General features: G+C 66.8%; 23 protein-coding genes and 1 pseudogene. 17 read left to right on the top strand and 7 right to left on the bottom strand.

Annotation, left to right across the window (positions count from 1 at the left end):
• The 3 genes and pseudogenes from EU800_RS22400 to EU800_RS22390 all read left to right on the top strand — a co-directional run.
• Positions 1-123, top strand: a pseudogene (locus EU800_RS22400) (IS5/IS1182 family transposase); the annotation flags it as partial.
• Between the two features lie 36 nt (positions 124-159).
• Positions 160-2,358, top strand: a complete 2,199-nt coding sequence (gene uvrB, locus EU800_RS22395) for an excinuclease ABC subunit UvrB (protein ID WP_129635742.1) — start codon at positions 160-162, stop codon at positions 2,356-2,358.
• Entirely contained in the window at positions 2,358-3,035 is a 678-nt protein-coding gene (locus EU800_RS22390; protein WP_129635741.1) for a hypothetical protein, read from the top strand. Before uvrB ends, EU800_RS22390 begins: the two co-directional genes overlap by 1 nt.
• 253 nt (positions 3,036-3,288) lie before the next feature.
• On the opposite strand, the gene EU800_RS22385 is transcribed toward EU800_RS22390, so the two are convergent.
• The gene (locus tag EU800_RS22385) at positions 3,289-3,537 is read right to left on the bottom strand and encodes a GlsB/YeaQ/YmgE family stress response membrane protein (protein WP_129635740.1); all 249 of its coding nucleotides are present in this window, start codon (positions 3,535-3,537) and stop codon (positions 3,289-3,291) included.
• Between the two features lie 158 nt (positions 3,538-3,695).
• On the opposite strand from EU800_RS22385, the gene EU800_RS22380 reads away from it, so the two are divergent.
• From EU800_RS22380 to EU800_RS22370, 3 genes are all read left to right on the top strand, one after another.
• The gene (locus EU800_RS22380) at positions 3,696-4,001 is read left to right on the top strand and encodes a hypothetical protein (RefSeq protein WP_129635739.1); all 306 of its coding nucleotides are present in this window, start codon (positions 3,696-3,698) and stop codon (positions 3,999-4,001) included.
• A gap of 80 nt (positions 4,002-4,081) precedes the next feature.
• Positions 4,082-4,825, top strand: a complete 744-nt coding sequence (locus EU800_RS22375; RefSeq protein ID WP_129635738.1) for a hypothetical protein — start codon at positions 4,082-4,084, stop codon at positions 4,823-4,825.
• 82 nt (positions 4,826-4,907) lie between these two features.
• Entirely contained in the window at positions 4,908-5,408 is a 501-nt protein-coding gene (locus EU800_RS22370) for a YdcF family protein (RefSeq protein WP_129635737.1), read from the top strand.
• Here the strand turns inward: EU800_RS22370 and EU800_RS22365 are convergent.
• From EU800_RS22365 to EU800_RS22350, 4 genes are all read right to left on the bottom strand, one after another.
• Positions 5,405-5,812, bottom strand: coding sequence for a universal stress protein (locus EU800_RS22365; RefSeq protein ID WP_129635736.1), 408 nt, complete (start codon positions 5,810-5,812; stop codon positions 5,405-5,407). The two genes, EU800_RS22370 and EU800_RS22365, sit on opposite strands and share 4 nt — an antisense overlap.
• 69 nt (positions 5,813-5,881) lie before the next feature.
• Complete coding sequence (locus EU800_RS22360) at positions 5,882-6,631, bottom strand: NAD(P)H-dependent oxidoreductase (protein WP_129635735.1); 750 nt, start codon at positions 6,629-6,631, stop codon at positions 5,882-5,884.
• A 7-nt stretch (positions 6,632-6,638) separates the two neighbouring features.
• Positions 6,639-6,959: an antibiotic biosynthesis monooxygenase gene (locus EU800_RS22355; RefSeq protein WP_129635734.1), complete on the bottom strand. Its 321-nt coding sequence runs from the start codon at positions 6,957-6,959 to the stop codon at positions 6,639-6,641.
• A 113-nt stretch (positions 6,960-7,072) separates the two neighbouring features.
• Positions 7,073-7,480 (bottom strand): universal stress protein, encoded by a 408-nt coding sequence (locus EU800_RS22350; protein WP_129635733.1) that lies wholly within the window; start codon positions 7,478-7,480, stop codon positions 7,073-7,075.
• A 170-nt stretch (positions 7,481-7,650) separates the two neighbouring features.
• On the opposite strand from EU800_RS22350, the gene EU800_RS22345 reads away from it, so the two are divergent.
• From EU800_RS22345 to EU800_RS22335, 3 genes are all read left to right on the top strand, one after another.
• Positions 7,651-8,151: a HugZ family protein gene (locus EU800_RS22345; RefSeq protein WP_129635732.1), complete on the top strand. Its 501-nt coding sequence runs from the start codon at positions 7,651-7,653 to the stop codon at positions 8,149-8,151.
• Positions 8,152-8,272: 121 nt separating this feature from the next.
• Positions 8,273-9,481, top strand: a complete 1,209-nt coding sequence (locus EU800_RS22340; RefSeq protein WP_129635731.1) for a PLP-dependent aspartate aminotransferase family protein — start codon at positions 8,273-8,275, stop codon at positions 9,479-9,481.
• Positions 9,482-9,832: 351 nt separating this feature from the next.
• Positions 9,833-10,378: an RNHCP domain-containing protein gene (locus EU800_RS22335; RefSeq protein WP_129635730.1), complete on the top strand. Its 546-nt coding sequence runs from the start codon at positions 9,833-9,835 to the stop codon at positions 10,376-10,378.
• Positions 10,379-10,502: 124 nt separating this feature from the next.
• Here the strand turns inward: EU800_RS22335 and dnaE are convergent, their stop codons facing one another.
• Complete coding sequence (gene dnaE, locus EU800_RS22330) at positions 10,503-13,970, bottom strand: DNA polymerase III subunit alpha (protein ID WP_129635729.1); 3,468 nt, start codon at positions 13,968-13,970, stop codon at positions 10,503-10,505.
• Positions 13,971-14,251: 281 nt separating this feature from the next.
• Here dnaE and xdhA point away from each other — a divergent pair, with 281 nt between their 5' ends.
• The 8 genes from xdhA (at position 14,252) to EU800_RS22290 (ending at position 24,546) form a co-directional block, all read left to right on the top strand.
• Entirely contained in the window at positions 14,252-15,628 is a 1,377-nt protein-coding gene (xdhA, locus tag EU800_RS22325) for a xanthine dehydrogenase small subunit (protein WP_129635728.1), read from the top strand.
• Positions 15,625-17,982, top strand: a complete 2,358-nt coding sequence (gene xdhB / locus EU800_RS22320; RefSeq protein ID WP_129635727.1) for a xanthine dehydrogenase molybdopterin binding subunit — start codon at positions 15,625-15,627, stop codon at positions 17,980-17,982. The genes xdhA and xdhB overlap by 4 nt, the downstream gene beginning before the upstream one ends.
• Positions 17,979-18,941: a xanthine dehydrogenase accessory protein XdhC gene (gene xdhC / locus EU800_RS22315; RefSeq protein ID WP_129635726.1), complete on the top strand. Its 963-nt coding sequence runs from the start codon at positions 17,979-17,981 to the stop codon at positions 18,939-18,941. The genes xdhB and xdhC overlap by 4 nt, the downstream gene beginning before the upstream one ends.
• The gene (locus EU800_RS22310) at positions 18,938-20,497 is read left to right on the top strand and encodes an ABC transporter ATP-binding protein (protein ID WP_129635725.1); all 1,560 of its coding nucleotides are present in this window, start codon (positions 18,938-18,940) and stop codon (positions 20,495-20,497) included. Before xdhC ends, EU800_RS22310 begins: the two co-directional genes overlap by 4 nt.
• Positions 20,497-21,585: an ABC transporter permease gene (locus EU800_RS22305; RefSeq protein WP_129635724.1), complete on the top strand. Its 1,089-nt coding sequence runs from the start codon at positions 20,497-20,499 to the stop codon at positions 21,583-21,585. The genes EU800_RS22310 and EU800_RS22305 overlap by 1 nt, the downstream gene beginning before the upstream one ends.
• Positions 21,585-22,517: an ABC transporter permease gene (locus EU800_RS22300; protein ID WP_129635723.1), complete on the top strand. Its 933-nt coding sequence runs from the start codon at positions 21,585-21,587 to the stop codon at positions 22,515-22,517. Before EU800_RS22305 ends, EU800_RS22300 begins: the two co-directional genes overlap by 1 nt.
• A 35-nt stretch (positions 22,518-22,552) precedes the next feature.
• Complete coding sequence (locus tag EU800_RS22295; protein WP_129635722.1) at positions 22,553-23,626, top strand: BMP family ABC transporter substrate-binding protein; 1,074 nt, start codon at positions 22,553-22,555, stop codon at positions 23,624-23,626.
• Between the two features lie 293 nt (positions 23,627-23,919).
• On the top strand, positions 23,920-24,546 hold the full coding sequence (locus EU800_RS22290; protein ID WP_129635721.1) for a VPLPA-CTERM sorting domain-containing protein: 627 nt from the start codon (positions 23,920-23,922) through the stop codon (positions 24,544-24,546).
• Positions 24,547-24,750: 204 nt separating this feature from the next.
• Here EU800_RS22290 and EU800_RS27660 read toward each other — a convergent pair.
• Positions 24,751-24,950 (bottom strand): hypothetical protein (locus EU800_RS27660; protein ID WP_242500698.1); only part of this gene is annotated, 200 nt, incomplete at its 5' end.

The following is a 24,950-nucleotide window of genomic DNA, read 5'->3' as shown; positions in this document are numbered from 1 at the left end:
TGCTTCAACAAGCTCAAGAATGCACGCCGAGTCGCGACCCGCTACGACAAAACGGCTGAAAGCTTCCTCGGCTTCATCGACATCACATCAATCCGCCTCTGGCTCCGCCATTTGTCAACATGACCTAGATTGCCCCTGCCGCCGCCCCGGAGTCCCGCCATGCCCTACGCCCATTCCGACCGCACGCCGTCCATGCTGCACAGCCCCGCGCCCGAAATCCGAACGCGCGAGAAGCTCGAGGGCGGCCGCCGCTTCGTGCTCCACGCCGGCTTCGAACCCGCCGGCGACCAGCCCCAGGCCATCGCCGAGCTTGCCCAGGCCGTCCGCGACGGCGAGCGCGACCAGGTGCTCCTCGGCGCGACCGGCACCGGCAAGACCTTCACCATGGCCAAGGTGATCGAGGAAACACAGCGTCCGGCAATCATCCTCGCCCCCAACAAAACGCTGGCTGCCCAGCTCTACGGCGAGTTCAAGGGATTCTTCCCGGAAAACTCCGTCGAGTATTTCGTCAGCTACTACGACTACTACCAGCCCGAGGCCTATGTCCCGCGCTCTGACACCTACATAGAAAAGGAATCGCAGATCAACGAGCAGATCGACCGGATGCGCCACTCGGCCACCCGGGCGCTCCTCGAACGCGACGATGTCATCATCGTCGCCTCGGTCTCCTGCATCTATGGCATCGGCTCGGTCGAGACCTACGGGGCGATGACGCAGGACCTGCATGTCGGCAAGGAATACGATCAGCGCAAGGTGATGGCCGACCTCATCGCGCAGGCCTACCGCCGCAACGACCAGGCCTTCCAGCGCGGCTCCTTCCGGGTCCGCGGCGACGTGCTCGAGATCTGGCCGGCCCACCTCGAGGACCGCGCCTGGCGGCTCTCCTTCTTCGGCGAGGAGCTCGAATCGCTCACCGAGTTCGACCCGCTGACCGGCGAGAAGACCGACACGTTCGAGCGCATCCGCATCTACGCCAATTCCCACTACGTCACGCCGAAACCGACGATGAAACAGGCCATCGCCGGCATCAAGAAGGAGCTAAAGAGCCGGCTCACGCAACTCGTCGACGAGGGCAAGCTGCTCGAAGCCCAGCGCCTCGAACAGCGCACCAATTTCGACCTCGAAATGCTCGAGGCGACCGGCGTCTGCAACGGCATCGAGAACTACTCGCGCTACCTCACCGGCCGTGCCCCGGGCGAGCCGCCCCCCACGCTCTTCGAGTTCATCCCCGACCACGCCATCGTCTTCGCCGACGAATCCCACGTCTCGGTGCCGCAGATCGGCGGCATGTATCGCGGCGACTACCGGCGAAAGTTCACGCTGGCCGAGCACGGCTTCCGCCTGCCCTCCTGCATGGACAACCGCCCCCTCAAGTTCGAGGAATGGGACGCGATGCGCCCGCAATCGGTCTTCGTCTCCGCCACCCCCGCCTCCTGGGAACTGGAACAGACCGGCGGCGTCTTCACCGAACAGATCATCCGCCCCACCGGCCTCCTCGACCCGGAAGTGGAAATCCGCCCGGTCGAGATGCAGGTGGACGACCTCCTCGACGAGATCCGCAAGGTCACCGCGAACGGCTTCCGCACCCTCGTCACCACGCTGACGAAGCGCATGGCGGAGGACCTGACCGAATACCTGCACGAGCAGGGCATCAAGGTCCGCTACATGCATTCGGACATCGACACGATCGAGCGCATCGAGATCCTGCGCGACCTCCGCCTCGGCGCCTTCGACGTGCTGGTGGGCATCAACCTCCTGCGCGAGGGGCTCGACATCCCTGAATGCGGCCTCGTGGCGATCCTCGATGCCGACAAGGAGGGCTTCCTGCGCTCCGAAACCTCGCTCATCCAGACCATCGGCCGCGCAGCCCGCAACGCCGAAGGCCGCGTCATCATGTATGCCGACCGCATCACCGGCTCGATGGAGCGCGCGCTCAAGGAGACCGATCGCCGCCGCGCCAAGCAGATCGCCTATAACGAGGAACACGGCATCACGCCGGAGACGATCCACAAGAATGTCGAAGACATTCTCCAGGGTCTCTACCAGGGCGATGTCGACATGGCCCGCGTGACCGCCAAGGTCGACAAGCCGCTGCACGGCGCCAATCTCGAGGCCCATCTCGACGGGCTCCGGACCCAGATGCGCAAGGCCGCCGAGAACCTCGAATTCGAAGAGGCCGCGCAGCTCCGCGACGAGATCAAGCGGCTGGAAGCCGTCGACCTCGCCATCGCCGACGACCCGCTGGCCCGCCAGTCCGCCATCGAGGCCGCGAGCGAAGCGGCGGTGAAGGGCAAGGGGCGGTCGACGGCGGGGCGGCCGGGGCAGCGCGGGGGGAATGTGAAGAGAAGGAAGCGGTGATGTCCACGGATTGGGAGGAAATCATCGCTGCGAACTCGTCGGATGATGGACGCTATTTGCGAACCGATGAATTTGAAGACGTTCTGGCATCACTGAAGCTTCTTCTCGACTGCCTTGAAAAGGTTTCAGAACAACCGCATCTATGGAAGTGGTCGATATTGTCGGCTCATTCAGCGTTACAGGGCGCGTGCGTTTGCATTCTGACTCGCACCGATGGCGGCGGCGCTCTTTCAAAAGATTCCGAGAAACTTTTGCTGGAGTATCATAATCTCTCGACGCAAAAGGCAATTGTAAAGGCGCATAACGCGGAGTGGATACTTGGTAAGGTCGAGTATCCACAAAAAGAAGAAATCGCTGCGCTTCCAGAACTGTTGCGCAGACTTCCAACGGAAATCAGAATTGATTTTCCGCATAAAAACCAAGAACCGAAGGATGAAAGAACAAAAGACTTCGTCACCCTTCATGCACTCCGAAATCAGTTCACGCATTTCCCTTCAGTCGGCTGGAGTATCGAAATCGCGGACCTGCCGCGCATTCTGAGAAGGTCGGTTATTTTGGTCGAACAGATCACCCAACACAAAGATTACCGTCGTTGGAACCGGTTTAACGACATAGATGTTGGCTCCGTCATGGGTCGTCTCTTGGTCACACTCGACGGTCTCGATAAGCACGATTAGGTTAGGTGCTAGCACTTAGTCGGCGGTCCACTGAGATCGTCACCACTAAGCTCCCCCCGCCCGGGCGGCCAGCCCGGGCCGCGCCCGACCCTCCCCCCGGGAGGGCGCAGTGGCGATGTCCCCCGCCGCACAGCCGTCCTCCGGGGCTTTGAAATTAACCGCCCACCACGAGCGCTCCATAGCGCCCACCCAGGGTCGGGCGCGGCCCTCCGCTCTGCCCGTCGACCCGGTCGGACGGCCGCGTGTCGCTCGCCTAGGCGATCAGCCGCGCGAGCAGCACCACGATGATCGCGCCGATGGCCGAGACCAGGATCTGGGTGACCAGCGGCCCGCCGATTTCGAACTGGAGCCCGGTGAGCCGGAGCGCGAAGGGTCCGACGAAGGCGCCGATCACCCCCGAGACGAGATAGGTGACCAGCCCGCTGCCGCCGACGACGAAGCTGGCCAGCCAGCCGGCGACCAGCCCGATGACGAGAAAGGCGATGAGGGACGATGCGTGCATGGGGACCTCCGTTTCGCGCCTGTCCGGTCTGCCTCGCCGGGAGTACAGGGCGATGACCCGCGGCCCGGCGCCGCGTGCGTTAACCCAGTATCACGTTCCGCAGGAGGCTGCCGGGGGAAATTAACGGTTTGGAAAGGTTCGGGTGACAGATTCGACCCATGTTGGATCTCATCCGTCCTATCGCAGGTGCCTTGGCGACTGGCGCGGGAAAGCTGCCGCGGCTCTTCCGGCCCGGCGACTGGGGGAAATACATGGTGGTTGGTCTCGTGATGGTCTCGGCGTCGGTGGGCTGCATCTGCGCCTTCGTGTCGCTGCTGCTCGGCGGCGGCTGGCTGGCCGCGTTCGGGCTCTATCTGGCAACCGGCACGGCGACCTCCTTCATGCTCCTGCTGCGCCTTCTCCTCTGCGAGATGGCCGTCCCGGACGATGCCGGCCCGGCCAAATCCCCGCCGAAACCCGTCTGAGCCGCGCGGAACGCCCGTTTCCCGCGCCACGCCGGCCGGGATAAACCACTTCTTAACCGTGATGAACGAGCCTCCGGGGCATGAACGCCCGGCTCGCCCTGTTTGTCCTTGGCGTCGGCCTCGCTGCTGCGCTGGTGCAGCCCGCCGCCGCCGGCGGCGCCTGGCCGCGCGGCAAGGGGCATGTCTTCGCCTCGCTGACCTATTCCACCTTCGGCGACGTGGTCACCTATTTCCAGGGTCTCGCCCGGCCGATCCCCGGCGTCACCTATCCCGAGCTCACCAGCGAGACCGGCCTCTATGCCGAATACGGGTTGACCGAGCGGCTGACCTTCGGGCTCGACCGCTCGACGCGCGGCCCCGGCGAAGCGATGACCTCGGTCTGGTTCCTGCGGCGCAATTTCGGCCGGCCGGACTGGCGCAGCAGCTACGGGCTCGAGCTCGGCTTCGGCAGCGCGCGGATCTGGAATGACTGGGAGATCGTCGAGGACACGCAGCTCCGCGTCGGCGCCGCCTGGGGCCGCGGCTTCGAGTCGCGCTGGTTCGGCGGCTGGGTCGATGTCGACGCCAAGCTCTCGGCCTTCGCCGAGACCGGCATCCGCGCCTGGAAGGTCGACACCACCTTCGGCATCTCCCGCGACGAGCGCGGCCTCCTCTATCTCCAGATGCAATCCGGCGCGATCGGCGACAGCCCGACCTATACCCGCGCCGTGCCGACCTTCGTGCTGCGCCTCCCCCGCGGCATCAGCCTCGAGTCGGCGATGCTGCTCGGGGTCCGCAACGAGGACGATCTCGGCATGAAAGTCGGGGCCTGGCTGGAATTCTGAGCCAGGGCGAGATTGCCATGGTCGCTCCCGCGCCGCGGCGCTAGGCTCGCCCCGGCCCGCCCATCCCGAGAGACCGCCCGCAATGACCTCCGCTACCCGCGATACGGCGCCGCTCGCCGCCCTCGTCCTCGGCGCTGCCGTCCGGCCCGGCGGTCAGCCATCGCGGACGCTGCTGCGCCGTGCCCGCCATGCCGCGCATCTCCACGCGGACGGTGCCGTGACCCATGTCATCGCCTGTGGTGGTATCGGCCGCCACCCGCCGAGCGAAGCGGCGGTGATCGGCCGGATCTGCCGCGAAGCGGGCGTGCCGGACGCGGCGATCCGGCTCGAGGAGCGCTCCACCAGCACCGCGGAGAACATCGCCTTCGCCCTGCCGATCCTGCGCGAGCTCGGCACGACGCGCGTCGCGATCGTGACCGACGGCTACCACCAGCCGCGCGCGCGACTCACCGCCCGGCGGCTCGGCCTCGACTGCGCAGACCTGCCGCCGCCCGCGCCCGAGGGCGTCACCCTCGCCCGGATCAAGTCGATCCTGCGCGAGATCCCCGCCTATCTGTGGTATCTGGCGCGGCGGCGCCCCTAGCGGACGACCATCACCGCGCAATCGGCATGGCGCACGACCTGGGCCGCGGTGCTGCCGAGCAGGAAGTCGGCCATCGCCGGGCGATGGCTGGCGATGACGATGCAATCGGAGCCCTTCTCGGACGCGTAGTCGAGGATCGTCCGCCCCGCATGGCCCTCGACCAGGACGCCGTGCCCGCCCGGAACGTCTTCCGCGAGCTTCTCCAGCTCCTCGAGGATGCCGCCGCGGGTGGCCTCCGAGAGGTCTTGCGGCATGTAATGCATCGCATAGGCCGGAATGTGTTCCATGACGTGGAACAAGGTGATGTCCGCGTCCTCGGCGGCGAGTGTCCGGGCAACGTCCAGCGCGGCGCGGATCTTCGCATCGTCGTCAAAGGAAACCGGAACGAGGATCTTGTGGTACATGATTTCCCTCCCGTCTTCTTCGCCCGATCATCGCACATCCCGAAGTCGCGCGCCATGACGCAGGTCACCTTAGGCATGTCGAATGAAAGGAGAAAATTCCGCTGCTTCCGGGCGCAGCCGGCCCTCGGAATCGAAATCCGTGCCCGGGTTCGAGGCCCAGACCGCGCGCGCATCGAGCCCGGCGAGCAGGTCTGCCTGGCCGTCGAGGACGGCGCCGAGCCGTGTCTCGACGGCAGGGAGCGCCTCCGCCTCGTGATAGCCATGCACCTCGTGCACCCGCACCGGCTCCAGCACCTCGAATCCGCAATAGCGGAATGCATGGGCCAGCGGCCAGAGCTGCAAGGCGAGATCGCCCTCGCGGCCATCGGGCCCGCATTCCGCCGCCGTGCAGCCGGTCGAGACGCAGAACAACACTCGCTTGCCGCGACAGGGCCCGGCGTCGAACCGCTCCTCGACGCGGTGCAGCGCGCCGTGAACCAGCGCCCGGTCGACCCAGCCTTTGAGCATCGCCGGCGGACCGAACCACCAGATCGGGAAATGCAGCACCACGAGGTCGGCGGCCCGGATCTTGGCAAGCTCGGCGGAAAGATCGGGCGGCAGGCGCCCCGCCGCTGCCGCCGCCTCCTGCACCTTCAGCGCATCGAAGGGTCCTGTATGGCCGTAGAGCTCCGCGCGTTCCGCCGGATCGAACCGCATCGCGTAGAGATCCGAGGTCGCCACCGCACCCATCCGGGCCGCCGCCTCCACAGACCGCCGCGCCCAGGCCGCGGTGAAGGAGCCCGGTTCGGGATGCGCCCAGACGACGAGCGTTGCGGTCACCGATGCCTCACGGGAAGCTCGCCACCACGTCGTACATCACCGGCTCGAAGCTGCGGCAGAGCTCGTGCAAGTGCCGGTTCCGCACGCGCATCTCCTCACTGCGCAGCATCGCCTGGAAATCCTCGCGCCGTTCCCATTGCGAATAGCTCGCGATCCGTGTCTGCGCGTCGTTGACATGCAGGCCCGCGCCGACAAAGCCCGGCTGCTTGGAGATGAAGGCCTCATAGGCATCCTCAAGCGCGTCGAGCAGGTCCTGACAGGTGCCCGGCGTCATCTCGAAGGTCGTGATCACGGTCTGAACGGCGTTGGTCTTGGAAATGGTCGGCATGGACTCCTCCGTCTGGCTGGTGCGCGCCTACCTGCGCAGGCTGGAAAACGGCTCCGCGATACACGCCACGGATGGCGTGCAGGGCGTGTCGGGCAGGGCGTGGCTGCAGGAGATCAGCGAACCACGTGCACGGCGCATTTGGCATGCCGGACGACGCGCGCCGCGGTCGAGCCGAGGAAGTAGTCCTGCATGCCGGGGCGGTGGCTGGCGATGACGATGCAGTCGGCCTTTATCTCGTCCGCATAGTCGAGGATCGTGCGGGCGGAATGGCCCTCGACCACGACGACCTCGGCATTTTCGACATTCTCCGACAGCGCCGAGAGCCCGGCGGTAATGTCGTTGCGCGCCTTCTCGAGATGGTCCGGCGGCAGGTATTCCGTCGCGTATTGCGGCAGATGCTCCATCACGTGCAGCAGGGTGATATGGCCGCCTTCGGCGCGGATCGCCTGGGCGATATCCATCGCCTCGCGGGCGTTGCGATCCGCCTCGAACGAGACGGGGACGAGGATATTGTCATACATGTCGAATTCCTTCCATGTCACGTACCAGAGCTAGCCGGTCCCCTGCCCGACCACCTTGATTCAAATCACGATACCGCGCGCGCGCCCGGCTCCCCGCCGGATCGTGCCGCGCTTGCCTTCTCCCATCCTGCCGCTACCCTGCTGCGCCGGAAAGCGGGGTGCAAGCGGCAATGACGGGGAATCGACCGAACCCGATACGGGAGACCGACGACGCGGTGCGTGCGGAGGCACGCGCGCTGCTCGAGGAGGCCCGTTTCGGCGCGCTCGGCGTTCTTGACCCCGAAAGCGGTGCGCCGATGGTCACACGGGTCGCGGTCGGCACGACGCCCGGGGGCGCGCCGCTCACGCTGATCTCGGCGCTCTCGCAGCACACCGCGGCGCTCGGTCGCAGCGCCGCCTGTTCCCTGCTGGTCGGCGAACCGAAGCCGACAGGCGACCCGCTGACCCATCCGCGCCTCACACTGCAATGCGACGCCCGGTTCGTCGCGCGCGGCACGCCCGAACACGACCGGCTGCGCGGCCGCTGGCTCGCCAGCCACCCGAAATCGAAACTCTATGTCGATTTCGCCGATTTCAGCTTCGTCGTGCTGGAGCCGCGCGGCGGCTTTCTCAACGGCGGTTTCGGCAAGGCGTATCTTCTGACTGCCGAGGATCTCCTGCCGCCCGCCTGAGCCGGGTTGACAAGCCACGCCCCGATCCGCTGCATGGCCCGGCCACCCCACGCGAGGGCTCCGGCGCCACGGACCCGCGCGAGGCCCGTGGTTCGAAGTCCCAAAGCCGGAGGCTATCCCGATGTCCGAGTTCCGAAACGCCCGTGGCCCCATGACCACCGCGATCCATGCCGGTGAAGCGCCCGATCCGGCGACCGGCGCCTCCGCCCCGCCGCTGCACATGAGCTCGACCTTCCTCTCCGGGGACGTTGCCGGCTTCTCGGCCCATGACCTCGTCGAGGAGGGCGGTTTCGTCTATACCCGCTGGGGCAACCCCACCGTCGACATGCTCGAGCGCAAGATCGCCGCGCTCGAGGGGACGGAGGCCTGTCTCGCCACCGCCTCCGGCATGGCCGCCGCCTCGGCGATCTTCTTCACCTTTCTGTCCGCCGGCGACCATGTCGTGGTGTCGGACGTTTCCTATGCCGGTGTCGCCGAGCTCGCGCGCGACACGCTGCCCCGTCTCGGCATCGACGTGAGCCTCGTCGACATGTCGGATCCGGGCGCGGTCGCCGCGGCGCTGCGCGACAACACGAAGCTCGTGCATTGCGAGACCCCCGTGAACCCGATCGGGCGGCTGACCGACCTCGCTTCCGTGGCGCAGCTCGCCCACGAGGCCGGCGCGCTGCTCTCCTGCGACGCGACCTTCGCCTCGCCCCTGGGGCAGGATTGCGCCGGGCTCGGCGTCGATCTCGTGATGCATTCCGTGACCAAGTATATCGGCGGGCATGGCGACGCGGTGGGCGGCGCCGTGGCCGGCGCGCGCGATCTGGTGGCCCAGCTCAGGCTCGAGGCGGGCATCCACCACGGCGGCGTCATGTCGCCCTTCAACGCCTGGCTCATCGCCCGCGGCGCCGCGACCCTGCCGCTCCGGATGCGCGCGCACGAGGCCGGCGCGCTCGAGGTCGCCCGCTGGCTCGAGACCCGCCCGGGCGTCACGCGCGTGATCCACCCGGGCCTGCCCTCGCATCCGCAGGCGGAGCTTGCGGCGCGGCAAATGACCAACAGCTCCGGCATGATCGCCTTCCAGGTCGGCGATGCCGTGGCTGGACGGCGGCTGGCAGAGGCCATGATCGAGCGCCTGGACATCATCCACTACGCCGTCTCGCTCGGCCACCACCGAAGCCTGATCTTCTGGATGGAGACCGAGCCGCTGATGGAGACCTCTTTCCGCCTCACAGGTCCGCAGCTCGAGAGCTACCGCGCCTATGCCGGCGACGGCATCTTCCGCCTCTCGGTGGGGCTGGAAGACCCGGAGGACCTCATCGCGGATCTGGCGAAGGTGCTCTAGGCACCGCCATGCCCCGGACACTCTGAGGCAAAAGGGAAACATCCGTCCGGAGTGTGCGCAAGACGCGGCACGCCCGCCTTGCAACGAAACCGCGACATGCTTATCCGGCCCCGGAGTCACCATCGAAGAAAGGTGGTTTGTGTCTATCGACCGTAGAACAGAGACTGTTTCCCGCGCCGCATCGGCCTGACCTGGCCCGTGCGGAACGGTCGCCCTGTGCGCTGATCGGCCGGCCCTGCCGTCGCTGAACTCAGCCCATGCCGACCCGGCCGGCAGACATCCCCCTCTCCCCAACAGATCCGAGAGTTTCGTTCTGCCTGACCATCATCTTCTGATGAGTGGGACGAACCCATGTTCTACGACGACGACGAATCCGTCGGCCGGAAATCCTTCCGGTCCGAGCGAAAACGCAATGGTGGAAAGCGAGACCGCAAGCGCAAACCCTGGCAGCAGAGCGAGCAGGATTTCCGCTGCACGCATTGCAGGCGCATGGTTCCGGCAACAGGCGGGATCGGCACGGCCCATCGCAACCACTGCCCCTATTGCCTGCACTCGCGGCATGTCGACACCAAGCCCGGCAATAGGGCGTCAGACTGCCACGCGCGTATGGTGCCGGTCGGTCTGACCACCCGGCAGAACGGCGTCGACAAATACGGACGCCTTCGGGACGACGACATCATGCTGGTGCATCTCTGTTCCGGCTGCGGCGCGGTGAACATCAACCGCATCGCAGGTGACGACTCCTGCGATGTGATCCTGGAGCTGTTCCATGGATCGCTGAAACGCGACGCGGCTCTGCGCAAGGCTATCGAGGCGGACGGGATCACCCTGCTCCGTGCGGAAGACGACGAGAAGCTGCATGTCGCGCTGTTCGGAAAGCGCCGCCGGTCTGCCTGACCGGCCCGATGCCCGGCCGGTCACCCCGGCCGGGCGCCCCCGCGGCACTGCCATCCGCAAGACGGCCCGAAGTCCATCCCGAGGCTAGGCAATCGCGACCACCTCCGCCCCCGGCGCCGGGACCTCAGCGCGCTTCCAGGTCCTCGACATCGATCACGCCGGCGACGGACTTCATCGCGCCGCGGACCTGCGGGCTCACCGGCAGGTCTGCGCCGAGTTCCATCTCGACCTCGCCCGGCAGGCTGCGGTCCATCAGCGTGACCCGGATCGGTCCCTTTGCCCGCACCGGACCGGCCTCCCGCGTCCGGACGAGGATCGACTGAAGAACCGGCATCGCCCGCGCGTCGTTCACAAAGAGCCGGAATCCGCCGCCGCCGCGGCCGACAGGCCCGGATCCGCTCTCGTCGTCGATCGGCCGCGCGCCCTTGCAGAGCAGCTTGAGCTGCTCGCTCTCGAACGTCGCCTCGACCGTCACCACCACGTTCTGCCCCGGCTCGAGATGATCCCGCGCCGCCTCCAGCGTGTCGGAGAACACCGTCATCTCGAAGGTCCCGGTCGGGTCCGAGGCCTGGACGAAGGCGAAGCGGTTGCCGCGCGCCGATTTCCGCTCCTGCCTGCCGGAGACCGAGCCCGCCATCTTCACAACCTTCGGGCCGGACTTCACCAGCTCGGTCACCTCGGCGAGCGTCTTCACGTCGCGACGCCTCAGCACGCTCATGTAGTCGTCCAGCGGATGGCCCGAGAGGTAGAAGCCGATCGCGGCATGCTCCTCGGCCAGCCGCACGTTCGGCAGCCAGTCCTCGACCTCGGCGAGGCGGGGTTCCGGCAGGTCCTCGCCGGCCTCGCCGAAGAGCGAGACCTGGTTGGAATTGCGCTGCTCGTGGATCGCCGCCGAATAGGCCACCAGCCCGTCGAGCGATCGCAGGACGCGATGCCGGTTCCGGTCGAGCACGTCGAAGGCACCGGCGCGCGCGAGCATCTCCAGCGGCCGCTTGCCGACATGCTTGAGATCCACCCGCCGCGCGAAATCGAAGAGCGTGACGAAGGGCGCGTCACCGCGCGCCTCGACGATCAGATGCATCGCCTCCTGCCCGACATTCTTCAGCGCCGCCAGCGCGTAGACGAGCTTGCCCTCCTCCACCGAGAAGCTCTCCATCGACCGGTTGACACAGGGCGGAACGATCTCGATGTCGAGCCCGCGGCGCACCTCCTCGGCATAGGTCGAGAGCTTGTCGGTCAGGTGGATGTCGCAATTCATGATCCCGGCCATGAACTCGACCGGGTAATTCGCCTTGAGCCAGGCGGTCTGGTAGGAGACCACCGCATAGGCCGCCGCGTGCGACTTGTTGAAACCGTAGTTCGCGAATTTCTCCAGCAGGTCGAACACCTCACTGGCCTTCTTCTTGTCCACCCCGTTGGCCGCCGCGCCCTTCTCGAATTTCGGCCGCTCGGCGTCCATCGCCTCCTTGATCTTCTTGCCCATGGCGCGGCGCAGCAGGTCGGCGCCGCCGAGGCTGTAGCCGGCCATCACCTGGGCGATCTGCATCACCTGCTCCTGGTAGACGATGATGCCCTGGGTCTCCTCCAGGATGTGGTCGATCAGCGGGTGGACGGATTCGCGCTCCCTGAGCCCGTTCTTGACCTCGCAATAGGTCGGGATGTTCTCCATCGGGCCGGGGCGGTAGAGCGCCACCAGCGCCACGATGTCCTCGATGCAGGTGGGTTTCATGCGCCGGAGCGCATCCATCATGCCGGAGCTTTCCACCTGGAACACCGCCACCGTCTTCGCGGCGGCGTAGAGCTCGTAGGTCTTCGCGTCGTCGAGCGGGATATGGTCGATATCGATCTCGACGCCGCGCCGGGCCAGCAGGTCGAGCGCGTTCTGGATCACCGTCAGCGTCTTCAGCCCGAGGAAGTCGAACTTCACCAGCCCCGCCTGCTCGACCCATTTCATGTTGAACTGGGTGGCCGGCATGTCCGACCGCGGGTCGCGGTAGAGCGGCACCAGCTCGTCGAGCGGCCGGTCGCCGATCACCACGCCGGCGGCATGAGTCGAGGCGTTCCGAAGCAGCCCCTCGACCTGCTGGCCATAGGTCATCAGGCGGTCCACCTGCTCGTCGTTCTTCGCCTCCTCCCGCAGCCGCTCCTCGCTGGCCAATGCCTTCTCGATGGAAACGGGTTTCACCCCCTCCACCGGGATCATCTTCGACAGCCGGTCCACCTGCCCGAACGGCATCTGCAACACCCGCCCGATATCGCGCACCGCCGCCTTCGAGAGCAGTGCGCCGAAGGTGATGATCTGCCCGACCTTGTCGTGGCCGTATTTCTCCTGGACATAACGGATCACCTCCTCGCGGCGATCCATGCAGAAATCGATGTCGAAATCCGGCATCGAAACCCGCTCGGGGTTCAGGAAGCGTTCGAACAGCAGGGAGTAGCGCAGCGGGTCCAGGTTGGTGATGGTCAGCGCATAGGCCACGAGGCTGCCGGCGCCCGAGCCGCGCCCCGGCCCCACCGGGATGTCGTTCTGCTTGGCCCATTTGATGAAGTCGGCAACGATCAGGAAATAGCCCGGGAACCCCATCGACTCGATGATCCCGAGCTCGAATTCCAGCCGCTTCTCGTATTCCTCGACCGGCGCCGCATGGGGAATAACCTCCAGCCGTCGGGCAAGGCCCTCATGCGCCTGCCGGCGCAACTCCTCGACCTCGTTCTCGGCGAAGGTCGGCAGGATCGGGTTTCGTCGCTCCGCAACGACATGACAGCGCCGCGCGATCTCCACCGTGGTCTCGATGGCCTCCGGCAGATCGGCGAAGAGCGTGATCATCTCTTCCGGCGTCTTCAGGTAATGCTGCGGCGTCAGCCGCCGGCGCGGCTGCTGCTGGTCGACATAGGCGCCCTCGGCAACACAGAGCAGCGCGTCATGCGCTTCGTAGAAATCCGGCTTGGGGAAATAGACGTCGTTGGTCGCCACCAGCGGCAGATCCAGCTCATAGGCCGTCTCGACGAAGAAGCGCTCGGTCGCCCGCTCCGCCTCCGGAAGCCCGTCCTCCCCCGGATGCCGCTGCAACTCGACATAAAGCCGGTCCGGGAAGGCGGCCACCAGCCGCTCGAGCAGGGCGCGGGCCTTCGGGGCGTGGCCGTCCCGGACCATCCGGCCGAGCGGCCCGTCCGGCCCGCCGGTGAGGCAGATGACCCCGTCCGAATGCGCCTCAACCTCCTCGGGCGTCACATGCGGGAGCAGGTGATCGCCGCGCAGGTAGAGGCAGGAATTCAGCTTCATCAGGTTGCCGTAGCCCGTCGCGTCCTGCGCCAGCAGGACAATCGGCGCCGGCGGAACCGGCTTCGCCCCCGGCACGGCCGGCTCATAGGCGAGATCGAGCTGGCAGCCGAGGATCGGCTGGATCCCCGCGTCGCTCGCGCCCACCGAGAATTCCAGCGCGTTGAACATGTTGTTCGTGTCGGTCACGGCCACTGCCGGCATGCCCATGCCACGGCAGAGACCCGGCAGTTTCTTGGTCCGGATTGCCCCCTCGAGGAGCGAATACTCGGTGTGAAGGCGGAGATGGATGAATCGGGGGGACCTGCTCATGGCGTGACTTTAGGCGGCGGAACGAACCATGAAAACCGCCACCGTCACAGCTTCCTGTGGAAAACCGGCAAGCCCCCGCAATCCCGTGAAATTAACTTTCCCGTCCGGATTACGCCGCATTATTGGGCAGATGCCGACTGGACAAGCAGAAAGAGCGATCCCCGCGCTTGCAATGCCCACGCGATTTGGCTTTGCTCGGCGGCGGAACAGGATCGCGCGCCTTTCTTGCCGCATCGGGGCGCGTCGGGATCTCTTTGTCAGGTATCGCGGCGGGCATGTGCATGGAAATCACCTTTCGCCTCAATGGAGAGGTCCGGCGTGTCGAGACCACGCCGACGCGCACCCTGCTCGACTGGCTGCGCGAGGAGGCCGGGCTGACCGGCACCAAGGAAGGCTGCAACGAGGGCGATTGCGGCGCCTGCACCGTGATGGTGACCGGAGCCGACGGGCGCGCCGCGGCGCTCAACGCCTGCATCCTCCTGATGCCGCAAGTGGAAGGCAAATCGGTCCGCACCGTCGAAGGACTCGCAGGCCCGGACGGAACGCTGCATCCGGTGCAGCAGGCGATGATCGACCGGCACGGAAGCCAGTGCGGTTTCTGCACGCCCGGCTTCGTCATGTCGATGGCCACGGCACATCTCAACGGCCGGACGGATTACGACGACCAGCTTGCCGGCAATCTCTGCCGCTGCACCGGCTATGCGCCGATCATCCGCGCCGCCGAGGAGGCCGCCGCCGCGCCGGTGCCCGGCTGGATGCGCGAAGACGCGGTGCCGAAAGCAGGGCGTCCCGACGCGGAGGCGGAGCTCTGCCGGCCCGACACCTCCGATGCGCTCGCCACCTGGTACGCGGCGCATCCCGACGCCACGCTCGTCGCCGGCGCCACCGATGTCGGGCTCTGGGTGACCAAGCAATTGCGTGAACTCTTCCCCGTGGCCTTCCTGTCCGGCTGCGACGACCTCAGGACCATCGAGGTAACCGAGAGCGACATTCGCCTTGGCGCCATGGTGACCATCGCCGCGCTTCAGGAGCTGATGTCGGCGCATCACCCGAGCCTTGCCGAACTGTTGCGCCGCTTCGCCTCCGTCCAGGTCCGCGCCGCCGCGACGATCGGCGGAAATATCGCCAACGGCTCGCCGATCGGCGACGGGCCACCGGCACTCATCGCGCTCGGCACGACCTTGCACCTGCGCCACGGCGAGAGCCGCCGGTCCCTGCCGCTTGAGGAGTATTTCCTCGCCTACGGCAAGCAGGACCGCGCGCCCGGCGAATTCGTCGAGGCCGTCACCATCCCGCGCCAGCCCGACACGCTGCGCTGCTACAAGCTCTCCAAGCGCTTCGACCAGGACATCTCGGCAGTGTGCGGCTGTTTCAACATCCGCATCGACGGCGAGCGGGTGGAGAGCGCCCGGATCGCCTTCGGCGGGATGGCCGCCACGCCGAAACGGGCCGCCGCCGTCGAGGCCGCCCTGCTCGGCCAGCCCTGGACGCAGGCCACCATCGAGGCCGCCCTGCCCGCCTTCGCCGAGGATTACGCGCCGATCGACGACATGCGCGCCTCCGCCGGATACCGGCTGTCGGCCGCGCAAAACATGCTGCGGCGCGCCTTCGCCGAGGATACCGGCGCGGCGACCAGCGTGCTGGAGATCGCCCCATGAGCACCGCCCGCCCGCTGCCCCACGATTCCGCGCGCGCCCATGTGACCGGCGCCGCCCGCTATATCGACGACATCCCGGTGCCGGCGGGCTGCCTGCACCTTGCCTTCGGCCTGTCGGAGATTGCCGCCGGCGAGATCACCGGGATGGAGCTCGACGCCGTCCGCGCCGCCCCCGGCGTGGTCGCCGTGCTGACCGCCGCGGACCTGCCGGCGCATAACGACGTCTCGCCGACCCCCACGTTTCATGAGGAAATGCTGTCCTCGGGCGAGATCCACTATCTCGGCCAGCCGCTCTTTCTCGTCGTGGCAACGAGCCACCTTGCCGCCCGCAAGGCCGCGCGGCTGGGCAAGATCACCTGCCGGGAGCGAAAACCGGTCCTGACCATCGACGAGGCCCTTTCGGCCGACTGGCATTTCGAGGAAGGTCCGCGGGTCTATGCGCGCGGCGACCCCGACGCGGCCATCGCCGCCGCGCCGCGTCTCGTCGAGGGCAGCATCGAGATCGGCGGGCAGGAGCATTTCTACCTCGAGAGCCAGGCCGCTCTCGCGCTTCCGCAGGACGACGGCGGCATGCTCGTGCATTCCTCCTCGCAGCACCCTTCCGAAATCCAGCACAAGGTGGCCGAGGCGCTCGGCCTGCCGATGCACGGCGTGCGGGTGGAGGTCCGCCGGATGGGCGGCGGCTTCGGCGGCAAGGAGAGTCAGGGTAACGCGCTGGCCTGCGCCTGCGCTGTCGCCGCGCAGGCGACCGGACGCCCCTGCAAGATGCGCTACGACCGCGACGACGACATGGTGATCACCGGCAAGCGGCATGACTTCCGGATCGACTACCGGGCGGGCGTGGACGACGAGGGGCAGATCCTCGGGGTGGATTTCGTCCAGTATTGCCGCTGCGGCTGGTCCCAGGACCTCTCCCTGCCGGTGGCCGACCGGGCGATGCTGCATGCCGACAACGCCTATTTCCTGCCCGCCGTGCGGATCACCTCGCACCGGCTCCGGACCAACACGCAATCGGCCACGGCGTTCCGCGGCTTCGGCGGCCCGCAGGGCATGCTGGGGATCGAACGGGTACTGGACCACATCGCCCACGCGGTGGAACGCGAGCCGCTTGAGGTGCGGCGGCGCAATTTCTACGCCGAGGCTGATGGTGGAGACGCAGGAGGGGGGCCGTCTGCCCCCCGCGCGCCGGAGGCGAGCCCTCCCGAGGATATGTCCAGGCAGAAGAGGTCCCTGACGCCCTACCACATGGAGGTCGAGGATTTCATCCTCGGCGGAATGGTGGCGCGGCTTGCGGAGAGCTCGGATTACGCGGCGCGGCGCGCGGCGGTGGCGGCGTGGAACGCGGAGAACCCGATCCTGAAGAAGGGGATCGCGCTCACGCCGGTGAAGTTCGGCATCTCCTTCACCCTCACCCATCTCAACCAGGCCGGCGCGCTGGTGCATGTCTATTCAGACGGCTCGATCCATCTCAACCACGGCGGCACCGAGATGGGACAGGGGCTGTTCCAAAAGGTGGCTCAGGTCGCGGCGCAGAGCTTCGGCGTGGCGCCGGAGCGCGTGAAGATCACCGCCACCGATACCGGCAAGGTGCCGAACACCTCGGCGACCGCGGCCTCCTCCGGCGCGGACCTGAATGGCATGGCGGTGAAGGTGGCCTGCGACGAGATCCGTGGGCGGATCGCCGGCGTGGTCGCCGGGCTGCGCCAGCAGGACCCCGCCGCGGTGCACTTCGAGGACGGCATGGTGCGGATCGGCAGCACCGCGATCTCCTTCGAGGAGGCCGCGATGGAGACCTACCAGGCGCGGGTCAGCCTCTCGGCCACCGGCTTCTACAGCACGCCGAAGGTCTCCTGGGACCGGATCGCCGGGATCGGCCGACCGTTCTTCTATTTCGCCTATGGCGCGGCGGTAACCGAGGTCGTCATCGACACGCTGACCGGCGAGAACCGCATCCTCCGGACCGATATCCTGCATGACGCGGGCCGCTCGCTGAACCCCGCGCTCGACATCGGCCAGATCGAGGGCGGCTACGTGCAGGGCGCCGGCTGGCTGACCACCGAGGAACTGGTCTGGAACGACGCGGGGCGGCTGATGACCCACGCGCCCTCGACCTACAAGATCCCCGCCTGTTCCGACCGGCCGCGAATCTTCAACGTGGCGCTCTGGGACGGGCAGAACCGCGAGGAAACGATCTACCGGTCCAAGGCGGTCGGCGAGCCGCCCCTGATGCTGGGGATTTCGGCCTTCCTGGCGCTCTCGCATGCCGTGGCTTCCTGTGGCCCCGGTTACCCGGCGCTCGACGCGCCGGCGACGCCGGAGCGGATCCTCGCCGCCGTCCAGCGGGTGCGGGCATGAGTGTCGACCTCGACGCGCTGCGCGAAGCCGTCGCACAGCGGGGCCGCGTGGCGCGCGTCGTCATCCTCGAGACGGCCGGCTCCGTGCCGCGCGAGGCGGGCGCGTCGATGCTGGTCTGGGCGGAGGGACAAAGCGGGACGATCGGCGGCGGGCGGCTGGAATATGAGGCGGCCCGGGTCGCGCGAGCGGCGCTCGGCGGCGCGCCGGCCGGGCTCGCCCGGGTGCCGCTCGGCACCGCGCTCGGGCAATGCTGCGGCGGGGCGGTCAAGCTGCTGACGGAGGTGTTCGACGCGGCAAGCCTGTCGGGGATGGAGGCACGCCGGCAGCAGGGCTGCCTGGTGCGGCCGGTGGCCGGAGGTGCAGACGAGCCGCCGCTGAAGCTCACCCGCCTGCTGGCGCGGCTCCGGAACGGCGCCGAGCCGCTGCGCACCCGGCTGGTCGACGGCTGGGCCATCGAGCCGATCCGGCAGCCGCGCCATGACCTTCGGGTCTATGGCGCGGGCCATGTCGGCCGGGCGATCGTGTCGTTGATGGCACCGCTCGAGGACTGGCGGCTGACCTGGATCGACACCCATGCCGAACGCTTTCCGGCCGATCCGCCGGCGAATATCGCACTCCGCGTGGCCGAGGATCCTGCCGGATCTGTCGCGGAGGCCCCGCCGGACGCCCATCACCTCATCCTGACCTATTCCCACGCGCTGGACTTCGCGCTCTGCCACGCGCTGCTGACCCACGGCTTCGCCTCGGCCGGGCTGATCGGATCGGCGACAAAATGGGCACGGTTCCGCAAGCGACTGGGTCAGCTCGGTCATTCCGATGCCTCAATTTTACGCATTGCCTGCCCAATAGGCGACCCTTCCCTCGGCAAACACCCGCAAGCCATTGCGATCGGCGTCACAGGCTTGTTACTCAAGAGCCGAGCCTCCCGTCTTCCAGCAGCCATGGACCGTCCCGCGTGACCGACCTTCTCTCACTCCAGGGGCTCACCAAGGCCTATCCCGGCGTCGTCGCCAATGATGACGTGTCCTTCACCATCGCCGAGGGCGAGATCCACGCGCTTCTGGGCGAGAACGGGGCGGGAAAGTCGACGCTGGTCAAGATGATCTACGGGCTGGTGAAGCCCGACAGCGGCGCGATGCAGCTCTTCGGGGCGCCCTACGCCCCGCCCGAACCGCGCGCCGCGCGCACCTCCGGCGTCGCGATGGTGTTCCAGCATTTCTCACTCTTCGAGGCGCTGACCGTGGCCGAGAATGTCGGCCTCGGCATGGAAGATGCCCCGCCAATGGGGCAGCTCTCCCGCGAGATCCGGGAAGTCAGCCACGCCTACGGCCTGCCGCTCGACCCGCGCCGGCTGGTCGGCGACCTCTCGGCCGGGGAGCGGCAGCGCGTGGAGATCGTGCGCTGCCTGTTGCAGGATCCGAAGCTGCTGATCATGGACGAGCCGACCTCGGTGCTGACGCCGCAGGAGGTCGAGATCCTCTTCGCAACGCTCAACAAGCTCAAGGCGGAAGGCACCTCGATCCTTTATATCTCGCACAAGCTCGAGGAGATCCGCGCGCTCTGCGACGGCGCGACGGTGTTGCGGCGCGGCAAGGTGGTCGGAAGCTGCGACCCGCGCGAGAAATCGGCCGCCGAGCTTGCCGAACTGATGGTGGGCGAGGCGCTGACGCCGCCCGAACGTGCCCCGGCCGCGCATGGCGAGGTTGTCCTTCATGTCGCCGGGCTCACCAGCGAACATGTCGATGCGTTCGGAACCAAGCTCCAGAACGTGGGCTTCGAGATCCGGGCGGGCGAGATCCTCGGCATCGGCGGGGTGGCCGGCAACGGACAGGACGAGCTGCTCTCGGCGCTCTCCGGCGAGACCATCGGTCCAGAGGAGACGGTGCGGATCCGCGGCGAGGCGGTCGGGCACCTGCCGCCCAACGCGCGGCGGCTGCGCGGCATGCTGACCGCGCCCGAAGAGCGGCTGGGCCATGCCGCCGCTCCGGACATGAGCCTCACCGAAAACGGTATCCTCTCCGGCTGGCAGCGCCAGGACCTCACCCGCGCCGGGTTCCTGCGGCGCGGCGCGGCGCGGACCTTCGCCGAAGAGATCATCGAGGCGTTCGACGTGCGCACGCCGGGGCCGCATGTCGCCGCCCGCGCGCTGTCCGGCGGGAACCTTCAGAAATTCGTCATCGGACGGGAAATCCTACAACAGCCCGACATCCTCGTCGTCAACCAGCCGACCTGGGGCGTCGACGCCGCGGCCGCCGCGGCGATCCGGCAGGCATTGCTCGACCTCGCCAGCAAGGGCGCGGCGGTCCTGGTCATCAGCCAGGACCTCGACGAGCTGATGGAGGTCTCCGACAATTTCGCCGCGCTCAATGCCGGCCACCTCTCGGCGCCGCGCCCCGCGCGCGGGCTGACGATGGAACAGATCGGCCTGATGCTCGGCGGCGCGCATGACATGGATGTCGCCGACCCGGCGGAAGCGCATCACATCAAGGAAATCTACGAGGAGGGTCATTCCTGATGGCGTCATTCCGGCTGGAGAAGCGCCCGACGCCGTCGCAGGCCTGGACCTGGGCAACGCCCGTGCTCGCGGTTCTGCTGACCATGGTCGCGGGCGGCCTGATGTTCGCGGCCCTCGGCAAGAACCCGTTCCTCGCGATCAAGACGATCTTCTACGACCCCGTCCTCGGCGAGTTCGCCTTCTATTACCGCGGCCAGCTCCTGGTGAAGGCCGGGCCGCTGATCCTGATCGCCATCGGCCTCGCCATGGGGTTCAAGGCCGGCATCTGGAACATCGGCGCCGAGGGCCAGTATATCATGGGCGCGATCTTCGGCGCCGGGGTCGGGCTTGCCTTCTACCCTACCGAAGCCTGGTACATCTTCCCGCTGATGGTGATCGCCGGCGCCGTGGGCGGGCTGCTCTGGGCGATGATCCCGGCGATCCTCAAGGTCCGTTTCCAGACCAACGAGATCCTCGTTTCACTGCTGCTCGTCTATGTCGCCGAACAGTTCCTAGCCGCCATGTCGCTCGGCCTGCTGCGCAACCCCGAAGCCACCGGCTTTCCCGGATCGCGCAACCTCCAGCAATTCCCCGCCGCGTCCAACCCCGAGCTCTGGGCCGGCACCGGCATTCATTTCGGCGTCGTCGCCGCGCTCATTGCCGTCATCTTTGCCTATATCCTGCTCTCGCGGCACCTGATGGGCTTCCACATCCAGCTCGCCGGCCAGTCGCCCAAGGCGGCACGCTTCGGCGGCGTGAACCCGACCGCGCTGGTCGTCTTCTGCATGGGGCTGTCCGGCGCGCTCGCGGGGCTTGCCGGCATGTTCGAGGTCACCGGACCGGCCGGCCAGATCTCCATCAACTTCAACGCCGGATACGGCTTCACCGCCATTATCGTCGCTTTCCTCGGCCGGCTGCACCCGATCGGCATCCTGCTCGCGGGGCTGCTGATGGCGCTGACCTATATCGGCGGCGAGGCGGCGCAGGCGACGATGCAGCTTCCCGCCGCCGCGATCCAGGCCTTCCAGGGCATGCTGCTCTTCTTCCTGCTCGGCGTCGACGTGCTGTCGAACTACCGTATCCGCCTGAACCGCGAGGCCGCCGCCTGATGGATATCTCCTCGATCAACTGGATCCTGCTCCTGGCCTCGCTCATGGTGGCCGCGACGCCGATCCTGCTCGCGGCCATCGGTGAACTCGTGACCGAGCGCGCGGGCGTCCTGAACCTCGGCGTCGAGGGCATGATGATCACCGGCGCGATCTGCGGCTTCGCCGTCTCGGTCGAGACCGGCAGCGCCACCCTGGGCTTCGTCGCCGCCGCCATTGCGGGGGCGGCCTTCTCGCTGATCTTCGGCCTGCTCACCCAGTTCCTGCTCTCGAACCAGGTCGCCACCGGCCTCGCCCTCACCCTCTTCGGCCTCGGCTTCTCGGCGCTGATCGGACAGGGCTATATCGGCATCAAGGGCCTCTCGGTGCCGCATATCCACATCCCGGTGATCTCGGACATTCCCGTCCTTGGCCCGATCCTGTTCCGCCACGACCTCATGGTCTATGTCTCGATCCTGCTCGTCGCCGCGACCTGGGCCGTTCTGAAATACACCCGGGCTGGGCTGATCCTGCGCGCGGTCGGCGAGAACCACGACGCCGCCCACGCGCTCGGCTACAAGGTCGTCCGCATCCGCCTCATGGCCATCGCCTTCGGCGGCGCCTGCGCCGGGCTGGGCGGCGCCTATCTCTCCATCGTCCGCGTGCCGCAATGGACCGAGGGCATGACCGCCGGCGCCGGCTGGATCGCGCTGGCGCTCGTCGTCTTCGCCTCCTGGAAGCCCTGGCGCGTGCTGATCGGGGCCTATCTCTTCGGCGGGCTCACGGTGCTCCAGCTCAACCTCCAGGCCGCGGGCCTCAAGGTGCCCGTCGAGTATCTCTCCATGTCGCCATACCTGATCACGATCCTGGTGCTCGTGATTATGTCCTCCGGCCGCTCCCGCGCCGCGCTCAACGCGCCCGCAGAGCTCGGCCGTTCCTTCCATGCCTCATCCTGAGGCTGCTGCCAAACAACCAAAACGGGAGAAACACCATGAATTTCAGAACCCTGCTTGCCGGCACCGCACTGGCGCTCGGGCTCGCCGGCGCCGCTGCGGCGCAGGACCCGGTCAAGGCCGGCTTCATCTTCGTCGGGCCGATCGGCGACGGCGGCTGGACCTTCGAACACAACGAGGCTCGCCTCGCGGTCGAGGAGCATTTCGGCGACGCGGTCGAGACGGTATACCAGGAGAGCGTTCCCGAAGGTCCTGATGCCGAGCGCGCCATGACCCAGATGGCCCTCGGCGGTGCCGACATCATCTTCACCACGTCCTTCGGCTACATGGACCCGACGATCAACGTCGCCGCCAAGTTCCCGAACGTGAAGTTCGAGCATGCCACCGGCTTCAAGCGCGCCGACAACGTCTCGACCTATTCCGCCCGCTTCTACGAGGGCCGCGCCGTTCAGGGCACCATCGCCGGCCTGATGACCAAGACCAACAAGATCGGCTATATCGGCTCCTACCCGATCCCCGAGGTCATCCGCGGCATCAACTCGGCCTATATCCACGCCAAGAAGGTCAACCCGGATGTCGAGTTCTCGGTGATCTGGGCCTACACCTGGTTCGACCCGGCCAAGGAAGCCGACGCCGCCAAGGCGCTGATCGAACAGGGCGCGGACGTGATCCTTCAGCACACCGACTCCACCGCACCGCAGGCGGCCGCGCAGGAAGCCGGTGACGTCATCACCTTCGGCCAGGCGTCCGACATGGCAGAATACGCCCCCTCGCCGCGTGTTTCCTCGATCATCGACAACTGGGCGCCCTATTACATCGACCGCGTGCAGGCGGTGATCGACGGCACCTGGGAGAGCACGGACACCTGGGACGGCATCGGCCCGGGCATGGTGAAGATCGGCGAGATCTCCTCCGCCGTTCCGGAGGACGTCAAGGCGAAGGCCACCGAGGTCATGGAGTCGATCGCCTCCGGCGCCTACCACCCCTTCACCGGCCCGCTCAACAAGCAGGACGGCTCGGCCTGGCTGGCCGAGGGCGAAGTGGCCGACGATGGCACGCTTGCGGGGATGAATTTCTATGTCGAAGGGCTGACGGGCGATATCCCGCAGTAAGTCGCGCCGCACGGCAATCGAAGGGCCCGCCACCGGCGGGCCCTTTTCGTTTCCCGTTCCTGTTGCGGCCCGAACGGCCCGCTGGCCACGCAAGGCACTCGCGAAAGAGGACCGCCCCCAACCGGTCGTTGGAAAAATGGCGGCGACGCGACGTGCAGCGCCCCGAGTCGTGGCATGAAAGGAAGGCGACTCCGATCCGTGCCTGGCTCGGTGACACGCAAAAAATGCCCCAAAAGATTGACGCATGACCTTGGGGTAGCCACTGTGTTCGCGTTTGCAAAGGAGACCAGTTAATGAAGATTGCAGCTTTGATCGCAACAGCGGTTCTGTTTTCGGCGCCGGCCCAGGCCGCGACGATGACTTATTATTTCTCGGCCGAATACGCTTTTGGCCTGGCGAACGATGATACGGTTTCGACCATTGCCGATACAGCAGAGGCATTGATCGGCACCACGCTCACCGGCACAATCACCTTCGACGACACGTTTGTCTCGGGAGATGCGGTGCGTCGCGTCTATGCCGCGCCGACCATTACCATCGATCAGATGGACCTTTCCGGAGTCTTGCCGTTCACAGAAATTCTTCTGCAGAATGGAGAGTTCGGGTTTGACGGATACACCCTGCGCTCTGACCTGACCGGCTCGTCGGGGGATGTCGTCAGCTCTATCTTTATGACACTCAGGGACACGGATGAGACGATCATCGGCGATACCGGCTTTCCGCCGCTCCCTGCGTTGTCCGAGTTTGAAGTCACGGAAATCGGATTCATCGGCAACGTGATCGGCGAGTCAAATGCGCGCGAGCGGGTGAACTACACACTTACCTCGTTGTCCACCACGCCGGTGCCGTTGCCCGCCGGCGGTCTGCTCCTGCTGAGCGGACTTGCGGGACTGGCCTGGAAGCGTCCCAAGTCAGCCTAGCCCCTTTCGAACAGACAGAACTCTGGGCCGCATCTCTGGTGCGGCCCGTTCTCGTTTCGTGAAGACGTGCTCTCGCTCAGACACCCTCGGCCGATCCGAATTGAGCGAAGATCCGAGCCTGCGCGCGACGGAGAACGATCCGCCGTTCTCGTGGCCTCGGATGCAGAACGTTTCACTTGGATGGCGGCCAAAATGCTATCCGTCTCAGCGCTCCAGCAACAGCTCATAGTCCACTTGCTTCATGACCTGTCCAAACGCCGTCAAAGCGGTGGTAGTGTTGACCTGCCCCCCGAAAATTCCCTCACGCTGACGTAGAGTTTGCTCAACCTTTCGAAGGAGCAAACAAATGCGAAAGAGCCGTTTCACCGAGGCGCAGATCATCGGGATGATCAAGGAACAGGAAG

It is taken from the genome of Tropicimonas sp. IMCC6043 (assembly GCF_004146235.1).
GTDB lineage: Bacteria > Pseudomonadota > Alphaproteobacteria > Rhodobacterales > Rhodobacteraceae > Tropicimonas.
The sequence above is the reverse complement of the archived record's forward strand: the minus strand, read 5'-3'. Positions and strand labels throughout refer to the sequence as shown.